This window comes from Streptomyces lycii (assembly GCF_009735685.1).
Lineage (GTDB): Bacteria > Actinomycetota > Actinomycetes > Streptomycetales > Streptomycetaceae > Streptomyces > Streptomyces lycii.
In genome coordinates this window covers 1-16,255 of record NZ_WHPN01000268.1, presented here as the reverse complement: position 1 = coordinate 16,255, position 16,255 = coordinate 1, and the positions used below count along the sequence as shown (strand labels likewise).

The window sequence follows — 16,255 nt, the reverse complement described above, 5'->3', positions numbered from 1 at the left end:
GCGTTGCGGGCACCAGCGATCCCGCAGGCCAGCACCAGCACGGACGGGACGAGCGCGAGTAGGTAGACCATGGTCTCTCCCTGGGTTGGGGGAGTGCTCAACGTTCCTTGTAGCCGCGGACGTGGATGTTGTCGTGGCCGTTCCGTTTGTAGGTGAGCCGGTGGATCAGCCACGGGTAGCCGTGGTAGGCGAAGATGACGGGCTTGTCGGCGGTGAATACGGCGTCGAAGCCGTGGTCGTTCAGCCCGTGCGGGTGCTGGCCGGCGGGCAGCAGCCGCATCAGGTCGACGACGTTCACCACCCGCACCGCCAGATCCGGCAGCCGGTCGCGCAGCAGCCGCGCGGCGGCCATCACCTCCTGGGTGGGTACGTCGCCCGCGGCGGCCAGCACGACGTCCGGCTCACGGCCGGTGTCGGTGCCCGCCCAGTCCCAGACGCTGACGCCGCGCTGGACGTGGTGGACGGCGTCCTCGACCGGCAGCCAGTCGAAGCAGGGCTGTTTCCCGGCGGCGACGATGTTGATCAGGTCCCGGCTGTTCAGGGTCCGGTCGGCCACGGCGAGGAGGGTGTTGGCGTCGGCCGGCAGATAGACCCGGATGGTCTGCGGGTCCTTGTTGACCATGTGGTCGATGAAACCGGGGTCCTGGTGCGAGAAGCCGTTGTGGTCCTGGCGCCAGACGTGCGAGGTCAGCAGGTAGTTCAGCGAGGCGATCGGCATCCGCCACGGCAGCCGGCGGGAGACCTTGAGCCACTTGGCGTGCTGGTTGGCCATCGAGGTGACGATGTGGATGAACGCCTCGTACGACGCGAACAGGCCGTGCCGCCCGGTCAGCAGGTACCCCTCCAGCCAGCCCTGGCAGTTGTGCTCGGAGAGCATCTCCAGCACCCGCCCGTCCCGCGCCAGGTGCTCGTCGGTGCCGAGGATCCCCGCCTGCCAGCCCTTGCCCGTGGCCTCGTAGACGTCCTGGAGCCGGTTGGAGGCGGTCTCGTCCGGCCCGAACAGCCGGAAGTCGCGGCTGCGTGCGGTGGCCCGCATCAGGTCCCGCAGCAGCCCGCCGAGGACCCGGGTCGGCTCGTGCAGGGACGTGCCCGGACGGGGTACGTCGACGGCGTAGTCGCGGATCTCCGGCACGGGCAGGCTGCGCAGCAGACGGCCGCCGTTGGCGTGCGGGGTGGAGCCGAGCCGGCGGTCGCCCTCGGGCACCTGCCGGAGCACCTCGGGGCGGGGCCTGCCCTCGCCGTCGAACAGTTCTTCGGGGCGGTACGAGCGCAGCCACTCCTCCAGCTGCGCGAGATGGCGGGGGTCCTCCCGGACGGCGGAGAGCGGCACCTGGTGCGAGCGCCAGGTGTTCTCGACCGGCTTGCCGTCGACGCTGCCGGGACCCGTCCAGCCCTTCGGGGTGCGCAGCACGATCACGGGCCAGCGGGGGCGTTCGGTGACGCCGTCCACGCGGGCCGCCCGCTGGTGTTCCGCGATCCGGTCGAGGCAGTGGTCGAGGGCGGCGGCCATCGCGTGGTGCACTTCGGCCGGGTCGTCGCCCGCCACGTGCACGGGCTCGTGGCCGTAGCCGCGCAGCAGCTGGTCGAGCTCCTCCTCGGGGATCCGGGCGAGCACCGTCGGATTGGCGATCTTGTAGCCGTTGAGATGGAGGATCGGCAGCACGGCCCCGTCGTGGACCGGGTCGAGATACTTGTTGCCGTGCCAGCCGGCCGCCAGCGGGCCGGTCTCGGCCTCCCCGTCGCCGACGATCGCGGCGACGAGCAGGTCCGGATTGTCGAACGCGGCACCGTAGGCGTGGCTCAGGGCGTAGCCCAGCTCGCCGCCCTCGTGGATCGATCCGGGGGTCTCGGGCGCGACATGGCTCGGTACGCCGCCGGGGAAGGAGAACTGCCGGAAGAGCCGGGCCATGCCCTCGGCGTCCCGGGAGACGTCCGGGTAGATCTCCGAATAGCTGCCGTCGAGCCAGCAGCAGGCCAGCGTCGCCGGTCCGCCGTGGCCCGGCCCGGTGATGTGCACGGCGTCCAGCCCGCGGGCGGAGACGGCCCGGTTGAGATGGGCGTAGATCAGGTTGAGGCCCGGGGTGGTGCCCCAGTGGCCCAGCAGCCGCGGCTTGACGTGCTCGGCGGTCAGCGGCCCGGCGGGCAGCGGATTGTCCAGCAGGTAGATCTGGCCGACGGCGAGGTAGTTCGCGGCCCGCCAGTAGCGGTCGAGGGTGGCGAGGTCGTCGTCGGACAGTCGCGGTGCCGTGGGCTCGGCCATGCCGTTCGCCTCTCGTCTTCGGGGGTGTGCCGCCGGGCGGAACCGGGCGGAAGCGCCGGACCGGGCGGCCGTACGCGTCGGACACCCGGGGCCCGGTACGGACCGGGCGCCCCCGGCGGTCCCCGGGTGCCCTCGGCTCGGCCTTCGATACTCCCCGGGCCGGGCCCCGGACCGGGACCGGGCGTCCGGGCGTCCGGGCGTCCGGGCGTCCGGGCGTCAGCGGGACTCGTCGACGACACGGTCGAGTTCCCGCCGCGCGCGGCGGGCGCGGCGACGGTCCTCGGCCGACGCGTCCGTGATGTCCAGGAAGACCTGGTCGACCACCGGCCAGTGCTCCTCCATCGCCGCCTTGACGCGCTCCGAGACGTCCTCCACCTCCTCGCTGTCCAGCCCGCCGTACAGGTCGAGGCGGACGGCGACGAGGGTGGAGTCCATCCCGAGACGCATGGTCAGCAGCGCGGTCACGGTGTCGATCTCCGGCTGCCGGTCGAGGAACTCGTGGATCTCCTGCCGCAGCGCCGGGTCCAGCGCCTCCCCGATCAGCTGGTCCCGCGTCTCACGGCCGAGCCGGTAGGCGACGTACACCAGTAGGAAGCCGATGAGCAGCGAGGCGACCGCCTCGTACACGATCCGGCCGGTGAGCATGTGCAGCGCCATGCCCGCCATCGCCAGGAGCACTCCGAGGCAGGCGCTGCTGTCCTCGGCGAGCACGGTCCGCAGCGCCGGATCCTCGCTGCGCCGCAGTTCCCGGAGCATCCCGCGGCCGCTCCGGCGCGCGTGGCCGCGGACCTGGTGCAGGGCCTTCAGCAGTGAGGAGCCCTCCGCGAGCAGCGCGACGCCGAGGACGACCAGGCCCGCGACGTAACCGGCACGGCTCTCCGAGCCGCCGGAGCTGAGCGCGGAGATCCCCTGGTAGAAGGAGAAGCAGCCGCCCATCACGAAGATGCCGACGGCGGCGAGCAGCGACCAGAAGAAGCGCTCCTTGCCGTAGCCGAAGGGGTGCTCGGCGTCGGGAGCCCGGCGGCTGCGGCGCAGGGAGGCCAGCAGGAAGACCTCGTTGAGGCTGTCGGCCACCGAGTGCGCGGCCTCGGAGAGCAGCGCGGGCGAGCCGGCGAACAGCCCTCCGACGGCCTTGGCCACCGCGATCACCAGATTCGCGGCGAGCGCCACGAGGACGGTCGCCCGCGTCCTCCGGTCCTCCCGGCGCCGGCCGTCGGCGCGCTCCTCCCGCTGCTTCCGCACCACGCTCATCGCTTCGCCCCGCTTCCGTCTTGGCTGGCTGGGCGCTTACCCGGGCTCGGAGCGGTGACGCGTGGCGGTCCGGGCGGCGGGGGTCCGGGCGGTCGCGCGTTCCGGAGCCGGCGGGGGCCGCCGGGTCCCTGTCCCCGCCCGGGCCACCGGGGGCGCGCGGCCGGTGGCGGGGATGCGGTCAGTCGCAGCTCAGTTCCTTCCCCGTGACCGGGGCTCCCTCGACGCTGCTGCGGTCGTGGACGACCTCGGCGTAGCGCCCCGACACCGCGCCCGTGGTGATCTCGAAGACCCGGCCGTGCCCCTTCTCGGGAACCGGGCGGGCGTCCGGAAGGGCCGAGGCGAGGGTGGACAGATAGCGGTGCCACTTCGGGTCGTAGCGGATCTCGGTGGCGCTCTTCACCGCCGCCGGGGTCGCGGAGGGCGGGGCCGCGGGCCGGCCGCCGAGCACGGTGAAGCCGTTCTTCCGCAGCTGCCGCGCCAGGCGTCCGGCGCTGCCCGGTTCCGCCCCCGGCCCCTCCGCGACGCGCACCCGTACGGACGCGGGCGCCATGGCGACCGGGACCTTCGGCCGCTCGCCGGGCCGCCGCTCCGGAATGATGGAGCGGTCCTCGCGGACCGCCCGGAACAGCGCGGCCGCCCGGTTCCTGTCCCACACGAGGGTGGAGCCCCACTCCGGCACCCGGTGGTCGAACTCGGAGATCGGGACGGTGGCGAACTCGGCCGCGCGGGTCGGCAGCCGGCGCAGCGCCCGGGCGAGTTCGGAGAAGCCGTCGGTGGTCAGCCCCTTGTCGGTGCGCAGTGTCGTGAGCAGGTCGCGGGCCGCCCGGGCGGACACGGCCCGGTCGCGGCCGGCCGGCCGGCCGCCGAAGAGACTTTGCGCCACCCCGACGAGGAACCGCTGCTGGCGCCGGACCCGGCCCAGGTCACCGGGCGGGTCGAGCTTGCGGGCCCGTACGTACTGCAGGGCACCGCGCCCGTCCACGTGGTGGGTGCCCGGTGGCAGGTCCAGTCCCGACCCCGGGTCCCTGAGGGCCTTGTCGGTGCAGACCGTGCCGCCGCCGAGCCGGTCCACGGCGTCGACGAAGCCGGTGAAGTCCGCCTGCAGATAGTGGTCGATCCGCAGCCCCGTCGCACGTTCGACGGTGGCGACGGCCAGGGCGGGGCCGCCGTGCTTGTACGCGGCGTTGATCTTTCCCCGGTGCCGGACCAGGGTCCGGGCCGGGGCGCCGGCTTCCGGGTGCGGCGCGAACTCGACATAGGAGTCGCGCGGGATGCTGATGACGCCGACGCGGCGGCGGTCCTCGGAGACGTGCAGCAGCATCATCACATCGGTGCAGTTGCAGCCCTCGCCGCCGACGTGCAGCCGCTGCTTCTCCTGCTTCGACATGCCGGTGCGCCGGTCCAGCCCGACGAGCAGGTAGTTGGTGCCCGGGCCGGGTGCCGGGCGGTCCGTCAGCCCGTCGAAGGGCGCGACCCGGGAGGTGTCGGGCGGTCCCGGGTTCCCCGGGCGGGGCTCCGGGGCCTGGGTGCAGCCGCCGACGGCCAGGAGCGTGCAGAGCACCCCGGCCGCGGCCGGACGGAACCACTGCCGGGCGTGGCGCGGCGCTCGGTCGGGACGGGGCATGGGGGCACCTCCGGATTGACGGTCGCCCGCAGGCTAGGCATCCGCCGCGGGCCGGCCGTGTGACGCGCGCCGCGTGAGGCCCCCTCACCACCCGGAGGGCGCATCGTCCCGCGGTGCTCCGCTCCCCCGCGCCCCCTGTGAACCGGAGAGTTCCGGGACGTATCCCATGATTGGGGAGGGACGGGGCAGGCGGAAGGTGAGCGAGCAGCGAGGAGGTGCAGCCGCATGGTCGTGGTGGAGTCGAACCGGGCCGACACAGCGGACGCACGTCACGCGACGGCGGAATTCCTCTCCGCCCTCGGTGCGCGGGTGGACGTCGAGGCCGTGGTGCTCGTCGTCTCCGAACTGGTGGCCAACGCCTCCCGGCACACGGCGGGATGGTGGCGGCTCAGGATCCGGGCGTACCGGGACCGGTTGGTCGTGGACGTGGACGACCGGAGCACGCAGGCCCCGGCCGTCAGGCCGTCGAAGAGTCTCTCCGGGGCCGGCGGCCTCGGGCTGATCCTGGTCGACCGGCTGGCGAACGGGCTCGAGGTCCTCGGCCGGCCGGACGGCAAGACCGTCCGTGCCACCTGGAACCTGGCGGTCTCCGCTGCCGCCTGACGGGCTGCGGGACCCACCCCGTTCGGCGATCCGTGCGAGACGCTCGCCGTTGCGGGTGAGCGCGCGGCCCGGCAGTGACCCGGTGGCCGCACGGCGCGTTGGCCCACTGTGACGACGACGCAACTGCGCCCGGCCGCCCGGCGCGAGAACGCCGCGGCCGCTCCCCCGGCGGACGGGGACGGGGAGTCCTCGTCCGGGGAGACGCCCCTCTACAGGGCGCTGGCCGAACGCTGGTCCGCCGCGGGCCGGGCGGTGCCCGGCGCGGCCGACGAGGAGTGGTCCACACTGGTGCGGCGACCCCCGTGGCCGGACCCGGAACCGGGTTCCGGCAGACGGGACCGCCCGCACGGCGCGTCGGAGCCCCGAGCCGCCGCCCGGGGCGGACCATCGGCATGACGCCACCGCAACAGGAGGGATCCATCGTGGCCACCACACGCAACGCGCACACGGTCTGGGAGGGCAACCTGCTCGAGGGCAGGGGGACCGTGACCTTCGACTCCTCCGGCATCGGCGAGCAGGCGGTCTCCTGGCCGTCCCGCGCCGAACAGCCCGACGGACGCACCAGCCCGGAGGAGCTGATCGCCGCCGCCCATTCGAGCTGCTTCTCGATGGCCCTCTCCAACGGCCTCACCAAGGCCGGTACGCCGCCGACCCGCCTCACGACCTCGGCGGAGGTGACGTTCCAGCCCGGCACGGGCATCACCGGCATCCATCTGACGGTGCGGGGCGAGGTGCCCGGCATCGACGCGGACGCGTTCTCCGCCGCCGCCGAGGACGCCAAGGCCAACTGCCCGGTGAGCCAGGCCCTGACGGGCACGACGATCACGCTCGCCTCGTCGCTGGCCTGAACCACGCGCAGGCCGCCGCCCGGGATGCGGGCGGCGGCCTGCGCGGCCCCGGTCCTCCGGTTTCCGGTTCCGGTTTCTCCGGTTCCGGTTTCCGGGCCGGTCCTCGGGCCATGGGCCGGACCTGGGCCGGGAAGGGGCCGGAGTCCGGTCTCGGCTCCGGCCCGGGTCGCGGGTCCGGGCCCCGGTCGCGGTCGCGGGTCCGGGACACGGGCTCCGGGCTCTGGGCTCCGGGACACGGGCTCCGGGTCAGAGCTCGACGCCCTTGCCCGCCAGATAGGGGACCGGGTCGATGTCGGTTCCGTAGCCCGGGCCCTTCCGCACCTCGAAGTGGAGGTGCGGCCCGCTCGACCGGCCGGTGTTGCCGGAGTAGCCGAGGAGTTCGTTGGGGCCGACCTTGCTGCCCTGCCGGACCACGATCTTCGACAGATGCGCGAAGAGTACGTGGTGGCCGTCCTCCAGCCGCACCGTCACGGTCAGTCCGTAGTCGCCGGCCGGACCCGCCTGGATCACCTCGCCGGGGCCGATCGACCGCACCGGGGTGCCGACGGGTACGGCGAAGTCGACACCCGTGTGGTGGCCCGCGATCCAGCTGCCCGGGATGCCGTAGGCCGCGGACACGTCGGACGCGGCGACGGGGTGCGCCCAGCCGCCCGGCGTGCCCTGACGCGCGGCGGTCCGGGCGCCCTCCGGGACGGCTCGCGCCGAACTCGTCCAGGCGCCGACGTCCGCGGAGATCTCCAGCGCCTCCAGAACGGACAGCTGCTCCTCGCGCGGGGTGCCCGAGCGGCCCTCCTGGTGCCGCTCCACCGTCTCGGCGCGGGCTTGCCGCACGGTCCGTTCCCGGGCGCCGTCACCGTCGGGGAGGTGCGGGTTCCGGTACGCGGCGTCCAGACCGACACCCCAGGTCGGGGTCGCGGTCAGCAGCACACCCGCTATTCCCGCGGCGCCGCCGCGCAGCAGCCTGGGCATGCGGCGGATCCTCCGTGCCGCCGCCGAGCCGTCGGCCTGCCGGTGTCCGCGAGGTGTGCGTGCCGAAGTCATGGACGTTCCCTTCTGCCGAGTTTCCGCCGAGCTGTTCCCCGAGCTGCCGAGCCGTTCCCCGAGCTGTTGCGCCGAGTTCGTCCGCCGTCCCCCGTGGCCCCCGGCCCCCGGGCCCGCGGTGGGCGGGAGGTGCGCCGCGCGGCGAGGGGGCCCGCGGCGTGACGGGTGGTCAGGCGCCGCCGTGTCCGCGGCTCCCGTGGCCGGGCGCCGTGCCTCCGGCGGCCGGCGCCGCCGGGGTGCCGTCCGCCGTGACCGACCCGGGGGCCGCGGCGCCCGCCGGGCTCCCGGTGGCCGCGTCCGAGCCGTGTTCGGCGCCGTGGCTTGCGACGAGGCGACCCACCACGGAGCTGCCGCCGGAGAGGCAGTGGGGGCGGACCCGGTGGGTGCCGCCGGGCTCGGCCCGTTCCGCGACACGTCCGGCGCCCCGGCCACTGCCGGGACCCCGGCCGGTCGGCGTGATCTCACCGGCCGGGCCGCGGGAGGCGGCTGTCGCCTCCTCGGTCCCGCAGCCGCCCGCGACGGTTGCGACCACCCGGTTGTCACCGGGCATCGGCAACGAGCGGCCGGTCCTCATGTCCGGCCGCGGCCCGGCCTGCGCCGGGGTGCCGGGACCGCCGAGCGCGGGGCCGGCCGGGGCGGTCGCGGCGAGGACGCGCGTCGTGATGCGCATGGGGGTGCTCCTTGCGGCGGGAGGCGGACCCTCGTCCGCTGCGGCTCCGCGCCGTCGGCACCATGCAAGTCGGACAAACCGCGGTGCGCGCGCGACCGACGCGCCCACACGGTCCCGCGAACGGAGCATCAGGCGGTCCCGCGTATGCCGCAACGCCGCAGGTCGACGGGGTGGTTACGGAGAGCCGCAGCGCGTGTGCGCTCCGCGCCGCCGGGTGGGTGACGCACTCCTCCGTCCGCGCGAGACCCTGGAGGCATGTACGCGGAACGACCCTCGGCCCGGGCGGGCGCCGTGGTGTGGACCCTGACGGCGGACGGCGGCCCGAAACGGGTGCTGCCCGACGGCTGCATGGACATCATCTGGGACGGCGGCGGCCTGCTGGTGGCCGGGCCCGACACCCGGGCCCAGCTGCCGGTCACCCGCCCCGGGACACGCCTCGGCGCGGTCCGCCTCCTCCCCGGCAACGGACCGCGGGTGCTGGGTGTGCCCGCCCGGGAACTGCGGGACCGGCGGGTGGAGCTGGCCGCGCTGTGGCCCGGCGGGCAGGTGCGGCGGCTCGCCGAGCGGCTGTACGAGGCCGCGGACCCGGCGGCGGTGCTGGAGGAACTGGCGGCCGAGCGGCTGCGCGCGGCGGGCCCGGCCGATCCGTGGGTCACGGCGGTCGTCGCCGGGCTGCGAGCCGGCCGGGCGGTGTCCGCGGTCGCCGGGGAGACCGGGCTCGGCGCGCGGCAGTTGCACCGGCGCGCGCTGGCCGCCTTCGGCTACGGGCCGAAGACCCTGGCCCGGGTGCTGCGGATGAACCGGGCGCTGGACCTGGCGCGCGCCGGGCGGCCGCTCGCGGAGGTGGCCGTGCGGGCGGGCTTCGCCGACCAGGCGCATCTCAGCCGCGACGTGAAGGCGCTGGCCGGGGTGGCCCCGGGCGCCCTGCTCCACCCGCCGGCGGGGTGAGGAGACCGCCCACGGCCGCTCGGCGCGCTGCCGCCGTTCGGTGGCTCGGAACGGCTCGGTGGCCCGGCACGGCTCGGTGGCCCGGCACGGCTCGGTGGCCCGGCACGGCTCGGTGGCCCGGCACGGCTCGGTGGCCCGGTGCCGCTCGGTGCGTTCGTGTCGCTCGGTGCGTCTCCTCGCTTCGTTCGGTGTGCTGGGGGCGTCCCCTCACCGCGTTCGTGCGGCCCGGGCGTCATGGTGCCCGGGGAGTCGCTGTGCCCGGGCGTTCGTTGTGATCGTTCCTGCTGCTCGGTGTGTCGTCGGGCTCGGCAGCGTCCGCCGTGCTCGGCGCGTCCGTCGCGCCGGACAGCTCAGCCCGTCGTCGGGAGCGGCGCGAACAGGTCGACGCCGTTGCCGTCGGGGTCGGTCAGGCAGGCGTAGCGCTGTCCCCAGGGCGCGTCCCAGGGTTCGAGGCCGCCGTGTCCGGTCGCGGCGAACTCGGCGTAGGCCGCGTCGACCGCCGCCGGACTGTCGCAGAGGAACGCGAGCCCGATGCGGTGCCCGCCCTTCGGCGGTGTCCACCCGGGGTCGAAGGACCGGACGGAGTCGGCGGTGTCCCAGAGCATCCGGGTCCCGCCGGGCAGCTCGGCCTCCGCGTGCGGCTGCCCGTCGGCCTCGGCGGGGAGGTCCAGGCCGAGGCGGCGGTAGAAGGCGAGGGAGGCGGCCATGTCGTCGGTGACCAGGCCCACGGCGTCGAATCGAGGAGTCATGCGGTCACCGTAGGCGGGCCGCGGCCGGGTGGTCTTGAACGAATCGGACTTCCGCGGGCCCGGGCGGCACCGGGCCCGCGGTGCCGCCGGTCAGGTCCGCGACGGGGCCAGCCCGCGGCCGCGGAGCCAGCGGAGCTGTTCCTCGGCCTGGGCGGCCTGGCCGCCCGCGTGGTCGGCGAAGTGCCACACCTTCATCGAGGCCTCCCCCGCGTACGCGTTGTGCGCCGCGTAGACCGTCGAGGGCGGGCAGATGGGGTCCATCATGGCGACGCTGAACAGGGCGGGCGCGGTGGCGCGGCGGGCGAAGTGGACGCCGTCGAAGTAGTCGAGGGTGCCGAAGACCCGCTCGGGGTCGACGCGCTTGTGCCTGCCCAGGTATTCGGCGAGTTCGGGGTAGGGCCCGAGGGAGGCGATCTCCGCGCCCCGCCGGTAGTGGCAGAGGAACGGTACGTCCACCAGCGCCCCGGCGACCGCGTCACCCGCCAGCCCCGCGGTGGCCAGGGCCAGCCCGCCGCCCTGGCTGGCGCCGGCGACGACGACCCGGGCCGGGTCGACGGCCGGGTGTTCCCGCAGCGCGTCCACGGCGCGCACGCAGTCCGTCATGAGCCGCCGGTAGTAGTGGTGCTCGGGGCTGTCGATGCCCCGGGTCATGTAGCCCCTGACCCACTGGGTGCCGGGCACCGGGTCCGGGTCGGGGGTGTCGTGTCCCTGGCCCCGGCTGTCGACGACGAGATGGGCGTAACCGGCGGCGCTGAACAGCAGGTGCTCGACGGAGAGCCCGCGGCCGCCGCCGTAGCCGATGTAGCTGACCACGCCCGGCAGCGGCCCGGCGGCGCCGCGCGGCAGCAGCAGCCAGGCGGCGACGGGCTGGCCGCCCCAGCCGGGGAAGCGGACGTCGTACGTGTCGACGGTGGCGAGCAGCGGGTCGTCGACGGGCCGCCACCCGGTCGTGGCTCCGTCGGCGGCGTCGCGGGCCTCGGCGAGGGTCTTGGCCCAGAAGGCGTCGAAGTCCTCCGGCTCGGAGATCGCGGCGCGGTAGTCGCGCAGTTGCTCCAGCGGCAGATCGGTGAGCGGCATGGTCCCCTCCTCCGGCGCCCGGTGCGGGCGCTTCCATGGTCTCCGGTCCGCGCGGGGCGGGCCTCTCCGGCATGATCGCACCACTGTCCCGCCGGGCGGCACCCCGCGAAGCGGGCCCGGCCGGGGTCAGCCGGGGAGGTGCTGGAGCCAGGACGGGCGGCCGGCGCGGGCGGCGGCGGCACGGGCGGCCTCGGCGCGCCGCAGTTCCTCGGGGCCGGCGAAGTCCCGCGGCAGCCACTCGGCGGACCGGGCGGCCCGCTCGGCGAGGTGTCCGGCGTACGCCTCGCGGAGCTGCCCGGGCGAGTCGAAGCCGGGCTCGTCCGCCAGCCACGCGTCGGGCACGAGGGCGGTGACCTCCCGGAGCAGTTCCTCGGTGACGAGCGGGGCGAGTGCGGCGTCGGCCGCGGTGACGTCGGGGGCGGCGGCCGCGAGGGCGTGGCCGGACATGTCGTACCGCTTGCCCACGGCGGCCGCCGCCTGCGGCCAGCGGTGGTGGAAGACGAGGGCGGCGCCGTGGTCGATGAGCCACAGCCGGCCGTGCCACAGCATGAGGTTGGGGTTGGTCCAGGTCCGGTCGACATTGCCGGTCAGCGCGTCGAACCAGACCACGCGGCCCGCCTCGGCCGGTCCGGGCAGCGGGTCCCCCGGGGCCCAGTCCCGGGCACCGGGCAGCAGGTCCATGCCGAGGTTGAGCCCGGCGCTGGCCCGCAGCAGATGCTGGATCTCCGGGTCGGGCTCGCCGGCTGCGACCGCGGGGTCGAAGCGGACCCCGACCAGCCGCGGCACGCGCAGACCGAGCCGGCGGGCCAGCTCACCGGTGACGACTTCGGCGACGAGCGCCTTGCGGCCCTGGGCGGCGCCGGTGAACTTCACGACGTACGTTCCCAGGTCGTCGGCCTCGGTGACACCGGGCACGGAGCCGCCGACCCGCAGGGGCTCGATATAGCGGGTTGCGGTGACGTTTGTCAGCATCTTCCAGGACCTCGCGGCTCGCGTGCCTCGGACTCCACGGCGGACTCCGTGCGGCACAACCCGGGGAGATGCCCCGGATCAGCCTTGGGGAGAATCCGGGGAGTCCTGGCCGGCACAGTCGTGTCCCTCCCCCGGGAGTCCGTCAAGGGCGGTACGGCCCCTGTCTCCGGCCTCCGGCCTCCGGCCTCCGGCATGAAGTGTCCATAGTAACCAAGCGTCACAGCCGGGCCGACTGCCCGAGCCGTCGCGCCGGGGTGGCCGCCGGCCCCGCGCCTCCGGCACGACCGGGGCGCGGACGCGCCGCGGCACGGGGAAGCCGCCCCTCGGTGCAGCCTCCCGCCGCCGGTCCTCCGCGCCCACCGCGCGCGACGGAATGAAGGCGGCCTCGAGGCGGCGCGGTCGCAGGGCACGGACACTCCCGCGCGGCCTCGAGGCGGCACGGACTCCCGCCAGCGCGGAACGGCTGATTTCCCTGTCCCCTGCCCCGTATCCACGTGATGTCGGGCGGTGCCCCTGAGCGGGGCCCGCAGCCCTCCGGAATACCCCCCTGGGTATGACTGTTAGGGTGGATGTCAGATACCCCCTGGGGTACACCGCCCGAGAGGAGTCGTAAGTCGTGTTCTTCGTCGACACCCTGGCATTCGACGGCCTGGGAAACCGCAGCTACCTGGCCGGCGGGCCCGGTGCCGCGGTGGCCATCGACCCGCCGCGCGACATCGACCAGGTCATAGCCGCAGCGGCCCGCCGCGGGGTACGCATCGCCTTCGTGGCCGAGACCCATGTGCACAACGACTACGTCACCGGAGGCCTGGAACTGGCCCGCGTCACCGGCGCCGAGTACCTGGTGCCGGCCGGGGCCCACGTGTCGTTCGCCCGCACCCCCGTCGCCGACGGCGACACGATGACGGTGGACGAGGGCCTGGTGCTGCGCGCCATCGCCACCCCCGGGCACACCCCGCACCACACCTCCTACGCCCTCGCCGAGGACGGACGCGGTGTCGCGGCGTTCACCGGCGGGTCGATGCTGATCGGCACCGTGGGCCGCCCGGACCTGGTCGAGCCGCGGCTGACCGAGCAGCTGGCCCGCGCCCAGCACGCCTCCGCCCACCGGTTGGCCGACGAGCTGGACGACGAGGTGCCGGTGCTGCCCACCCACGGGTTCGGCAGCTTCTGCGCCTCGTCCCGGGCCGAGGGGGACGCGACCACGATCGGCCAGGAGCGCAGGACCAACGACGCCCTGACCCTGGACGTGGACACCTTCGTCACCCAGGTGCTCGCCGGGCTGGACGACGTGCCCGCCTACTACGCGCACATGGGGCCGGCCAACGCCGCAGGCCCCGCACCGGTCGACCTCACCCCGCCGAGGCGTGCGGACGCAGGCGAGATCGCCTCCCGGCTGGCCGCGGGCGAGTGGGTGGTGGACCTGCGCAGCCGCACGGCTTTCGCCGAGGGGCATGTGGCCGGCTCGTTCAACTTCGAGGGCGAGGGCAAGCTCGCGACCTACCTGCCCTGGCTGATCCCCTGGGGCAAGCCCGTCACCCTGCTCGCCGAGACGCCCGGCCGGATCGCCGAGGCGCAGCGGGAGCTGGTGCGGGTGGGCATCGACCGCCCGGCCGCCGCCGCCACCGGCGATCCGGCGGGCTGGGTCCGTGAGGGCGAGCAGCTCGCTTCCTTCCCCCGCGCCCGCTTCGCCGACCTCGCCGGGGCCCGTCGGCGAGGTGACGACGTGGTCGTCCTGGATGTGCGCCGGGACTCGGAGCGTGCGAGCGGCCACATCGACGGCTCGGTCCACATCCCGGTCCACGAGCTGCACGGCCGTATCGGCGAAGTACCGGACGGGACGGTATGGGTGCACTGCGCCGGCGGGATGCGCGCCGCGATCGCAGCCTCCCTGATCGATGCCGCCGGCCGCGACGTGGTCGCCGTCGACGACGGCTTCCACGCGGCCGCCGAGGCGGGGCTGGCCCTCACCCGCCCCGGCAGCACCGACTGACACGTCCTCTCGCGCCATCTGCACGAAAGTGGTCAAACGATGTTCTCGCCTCTTCGCCGCGGCCCCGGCCGCCCCACCTCCCAGCAGGCCCGCCAGCGCACCGGCGACGGCGGGGCCGTACTGCTGGACGTCCGCGAGTCACCGGAGCGGAAAGCCCGGTACGCGCCCGGCCCGCCACACCTGCCGCTTTCCCGCCCGACGGCCGGGCCGCCGCTCCGGGCAGCCGCGCGGGGCAAGCCGGTGGCTGCGGTCTGCCGCTCCGGCCGCCGCTCCGGCCGCCACTCCCAGCAGGCGGCCGGGCTCCCGGCCGGACGCGACGCCGAGGCCGCGGACGTCACCGGCGGCATGGCCGCCCGGGCCCGTGCGGGCCTGCCGGTCACCGGTCGGGTGGGCAGGGGCGGTGTCGTGGCGTGAGTCCGCTGATCCTGGCCCTGATCGCGGGGGCCGTGGTCGGACTCGCGCTCGGCGCGCTCGGCGGGGGCGGCAGCGTCTTGGCGGTACCCGCACTGATCTACCTGCTCGGCTTCACCCCGGCCGCCGCCACCACCGCCGGCCTGATCATCGTCACGGCCACCTCGCTCACCGCCCTGTACGCCCACGCGCGCACCGGCGGCGTCCGCTGGAAGACCGGCGCGCTGTTCGCCGCGACCGGGCTCCTGCCCGCCGCGGCGGCCGGAGCCGCCGCATCCCGTCTGCCCCAGACCGTGCTGACCGGGGCGTTCGCGGCCATCGCCGCACTCGCCGCCGTCACCATGCTCCGCCCCGGCCGTGCCGCCACCGGCCCGGCGGCCGGCGGGGCACGGCTCACCAAGGCAGCAGGCAGCGGCGCCGGACTGGGGGCGCTGACCGGTCTGCTCGGTGTCGGGGGAGGCTTCCTCGCCGTCCCTGCCCTGGTCACCCTGCTGGCGTTCGAAATGCAGGCCGCCGTCGGCACGAGCCTGTTGGTCATCTCGGCGAACTCGCTGGCCTCCCTGGCCACCCGCGGCGCCACCACCGCGGGCATCGACTGGGCGGTGATCGGCCCCTTCACCGGGGCGGCGCTCCTGGGCGCCCGGGACGGCAAACGCCTGGCCGCCAAGGCCACCGGCACCGTGCTGCAGCGCGTCTTCGCCGCCGTGCTGCTGGCCGTGGCGGCCTTCATGCTCACCGACGCCCTCACCTGACAGGCAAGGCAGCTGACCGGATGCGGCGGACCACGGGTCAGGCCAGAGAGAGGAACAACTTCTCCAGCCGGGCACGCATCTGCTCCCGGTCACCCGAAGCGGCCATGTCCTCATCGGTCAGGCAGTGCTGCAAGCCGGTCGCGATGACCGCGAAGCCCGCCTTGTCCAGAGCCCGGGACGCCGCCGCGAGCTGCGTGACCACGTCCTCGCAGTCCCGCCCCTCCTCGATCATCTTGATCACACCGGCGATCTGGCCCTGCGCCCGGCGCAGCCGGTTGACCACCGTCTTCAGTTCCTCAGCCGCCATCGCCAGTTCCACGACCCACACTCCTTCGAGATACCCCCGCGGGTACCTTACCGAAGGGGTAACGCCAACCGAGCAAAGGAAAATCCCCATGGCACCCACCAGCCTGACCGCCGACCAGGCCAACGCCCGCCTGCACGAGCTGAGCGTCATCGACGTGCGCACCCCCGGCGAATACGCCTCCGGCCACCTGCCCGGTGCGCACAACATCCCCCTCGACCACCTCGACAAGGCCCTGCCCGCCCTGAGGGCCGCCGCCGGCCTCGGCGGCCTTCTCATCGTGTGCGCCTCCGGCGTCCGCTCCGCGACCGCCTGCCGGCGCCTGGCCGATCAGGGCATCACCGCCGCCACCCTCACGGGCGGCACCACCGCCTGGACGCAGCTCGGTCACCCCACCCACCGACCCGCCGGCACCCGCACCCCCTGGGCCATGGACCGGCAGGTCCGCCTCGCCGCCGGAACGCTGGTCCTGACCGGCCTCCTCGCGGGTCAACGCCGGAACGTGGCCCGCCTGCTGTCCGCGGGCGTCGCCGGCGGCCTGGTCCTCTCCGCCCTCACCAACACCTGCGGCATGGCGAGAATCCTCGCGAAGCTCCCCCACAACCGGCCCGGGGCCACCGACCTGGACGACACCCTCGCCGCCCTGACCGGCTGACACCACCCGGCCCACGGGGCGTCGCCCACGGCGGCACCTGAGCGGCCGGCGGTGCGCGCCGTCCTCGTCGGTCCCGTCGGCGCGCGGACAACGCCGC

General features: G+C 75.1%; 16 protein-coding genes. 7 read left to right on the top strand and 9 right to left on the bottom strand.

Annotated features, from left to right (window positions below; all coding sequences use genetic code 11):
• Positions 1-97: 97 nt before the first annotated feature.
• From GCU69_RS12790 to GCU69_RS12780, 3 genes are all read right to left on the bottom strand, one after another.
• Complete coding sequence (locus tag GCU69_RS12790) at positions 98-2,260, bottom strand: phosphoketolase family protein (protein ID WP_235978441.1); 2,163 nt, start codon at positions 2,258-2,260, stop codon at positions 98-100.
• 216 nt (positions 2,261-2,476) lie between these two features.
• A complete protein-coding gene (locus tag GCU69_RS12785; protein ID WP_098752598.1) occupies positions 2,477-3,511 on the bottom strand; it encodes a cation diffusion facilitator family transporter in 1,035 nt (344 codons plus the stop codon).
• Positions 3,512-3,689: 178 nt separating this feature from the next.
• Positions 3,690-5,135, bottom strand: a complete 1,446-nt coding sequence (locus GCU69_RS12780; RefSeq protein WP_156206087.1) for an LCP family protein — start codon at positions 5,133-5,135, stop codon at positions 3,690-3,692.
• Between the two features lie 225 nt (positions 5,136-5,360).
• On the opposite strand from GCU69_RS12780, the gene GCU69_RS12775 reads away from it, so the two are divergent.
• The gene (locus tag GCU69_RS12775; RefSeq protein ID WP_156206086.1) at positions 5,361-5,738 is read left to right on the top strand and encodes an ATP-binding protein; all 378 of its coding nucleotides are present in this window, start codon (positions 5,361-5,363) and stop codon (positions 5,736-5,738) included.
• A 422-nt stretch (positions 5,739-6,160) separates the two neighbouring features.
• On the top strand, positions 6,161-6,586 hold the full coding sequence (locus tag GCU69_RS12770) for an OsmC family protein (RefSeq protein WP_098752602.1): 426 nt from the start codon (positions 6,161-6,163) through the stop codon (positions 6,584-6,586).
• A gap of 246 nt (positions 6,587-6,832) precedes the next feature.
• Here GCU69_RS12770 and GCU69_RS12765 read toward each other — a convergent pair whose 3' ends face one another.
• Entirely contained in the window at positions 6,833-7,555 is a 723-nt protein-coding gene (locus tag GCU69_RS12765; RefSeq protein ID WP_218037917.1) for a M23 family metallopeptidase, read from the bottom strand.
• A gap of 241 nt (positions 7,556-7,796) precedes the next feature.
• Complete coding sequence (locus GCU69_RS12760; protein WP_156206084.1) at positions 7,797-8,297, bottom strand: hypothetical protein; 501 nt, start codon at positions 8,295-8,297, stop codon at positions 7,797-7,799.
• 255 nt (positions 8,298-8,552) lie between these two features.
• On the opposite strand from GCU69_RS12760, the gene GCU69_RS12755 reads away from it, so the two are divergent.
• Positions 8,553-9,245, top strand: coding sequence for a helix-turn-helix transcriptional regulator (locus GCU69_RS12755; RefSeq protein WP_156206083.1), 693 nt, complete (start codon positions 8,553-8,555; stop codon positions 9,243-9,245).
• Positions 9,246-9,595: 350 nt separating this feature from the next.
• Here GCU69_RS12755 and GCU69_RS12750 read toward each other — a convergent pair whose 3' ends face one another.
• The 3 genes from GCU69_RS12750 to GCU69_RS12740 form a co-directional block, all read right to left on the bottom strand.
• Positions 9,596-9,994, bottom strand: coding sequence for a VOC family protein (locus GCU69_RS12750; protein ID WP_098752606.1), 399 nt, complete (start codon positions 9,992-9,994; stop codon positions 9,596-9,598).
• 90 nt (positions 9,995-10,084) lie between these two features.
• On the bottom strand, positions 10,085-11,071 hold the full coding sequence (locus tag GCU69_RS12745) for an acetylxylan esterase (protein WP_098752607.1): 987 nt from the start codon (positions 11,069-11,071) through the stop codon (positions 10,085-10,087).
• A 126-nt stretch (positions 11,072-11,197) separates the two neighbouring features.
• On the bottom strand, positions 11,198-12,043 hold the full coding sequence (locus GCU69_RS12740; protein ID WP_156206082.1) for a HipA family kinase: 846 nt from the start codon (positions 12,041-12,043) through the stop codon (positions 11,198-11,200).
• Between the two features lie 616 nt (positions 12,044-12,659).
• Between GCU69_RS12740 and GCU69_RS12735 the strand changes: the two genes are divergently transcribed.
• The 3 genes from GCU69_RS12735 to GCU69_RS12725 are packed head-to-tail and all read left to right on the top strand — an operon-like array spanning position 12,660 to position 15,199.
• A complete protein-coding gene (locus tag GCU69_RS12735) occupies positions 12,660-14,036 on the top strand; it encodes an MBL fold metallo-hydrolase (protein WP_156206081.1) in 1,377 nt (458 codons plus the stop codon).
• Between the two features lie 39 nt (positions 14,037-14,075).
• The gene (locus GCU69_RS12730; protein WP_156206080.1) at positions 14,076-14,450 is read left to right on the top strand and encodes a rhodanese-like domain-containing protein; all 375 of its coding nucleotides are present in this window, start codon (positions 14,076-14,078) and stop codon (positions 14,448-14,450) included.
• Complete coding sequence (locus tag GCU69_RS12725; protein ID WP_156206079.1) at positions 14,447-15,199, top strand: sulfite exporter TauE/SafE family protein; 753 nt, start codon at positions 14,447-14,449, stop codon at positions 15,197-15,199. The genes GCU69_RS12730 and GCU69_RS12725 overlap by 4 nt, the downstream gene beginning before the upstream one ends.
• A gap of 37 nt (positions 15,200-15,236) precedes the next feature.
• Here the strand turns inward: GCU69_RS12725 and GCU69_RS12720 are convergent, their stop codons facing one another.
• Positions 15,237-15,518 carry a metal-sensitive transcriptional regulator gene (locus GCU69_RS12720; RefSeq protein ID WP_156206078.1) on the bottom strand — a complete coding sequence of 94 codons (282 nt, stop codon included), beginning with the start codon at positions 15,516-15,518 and terminating at the stop codon, positions 15,237-15,239.
• 76 nt (positions 15,519-15,594) lie between these two features.
• Here GCU69_RS12720 and GCU69_RS12715 point away from each other — a divergent pair, with 76 nt between their 5' ends.
• On the top strand, positions 15,595-16,158 hold the full coding sequence (locus GCU69_RS12715) for a rhodanese-like domain-containing protein (RefSeq protein ID WP_098750302.1): 564 nt from the start codon (positions 15,595-15,597) through the stop codon (positions 16,156-16,158).
• Positions 16,159-16,255 lie beyond the last annotated feature (97 nt).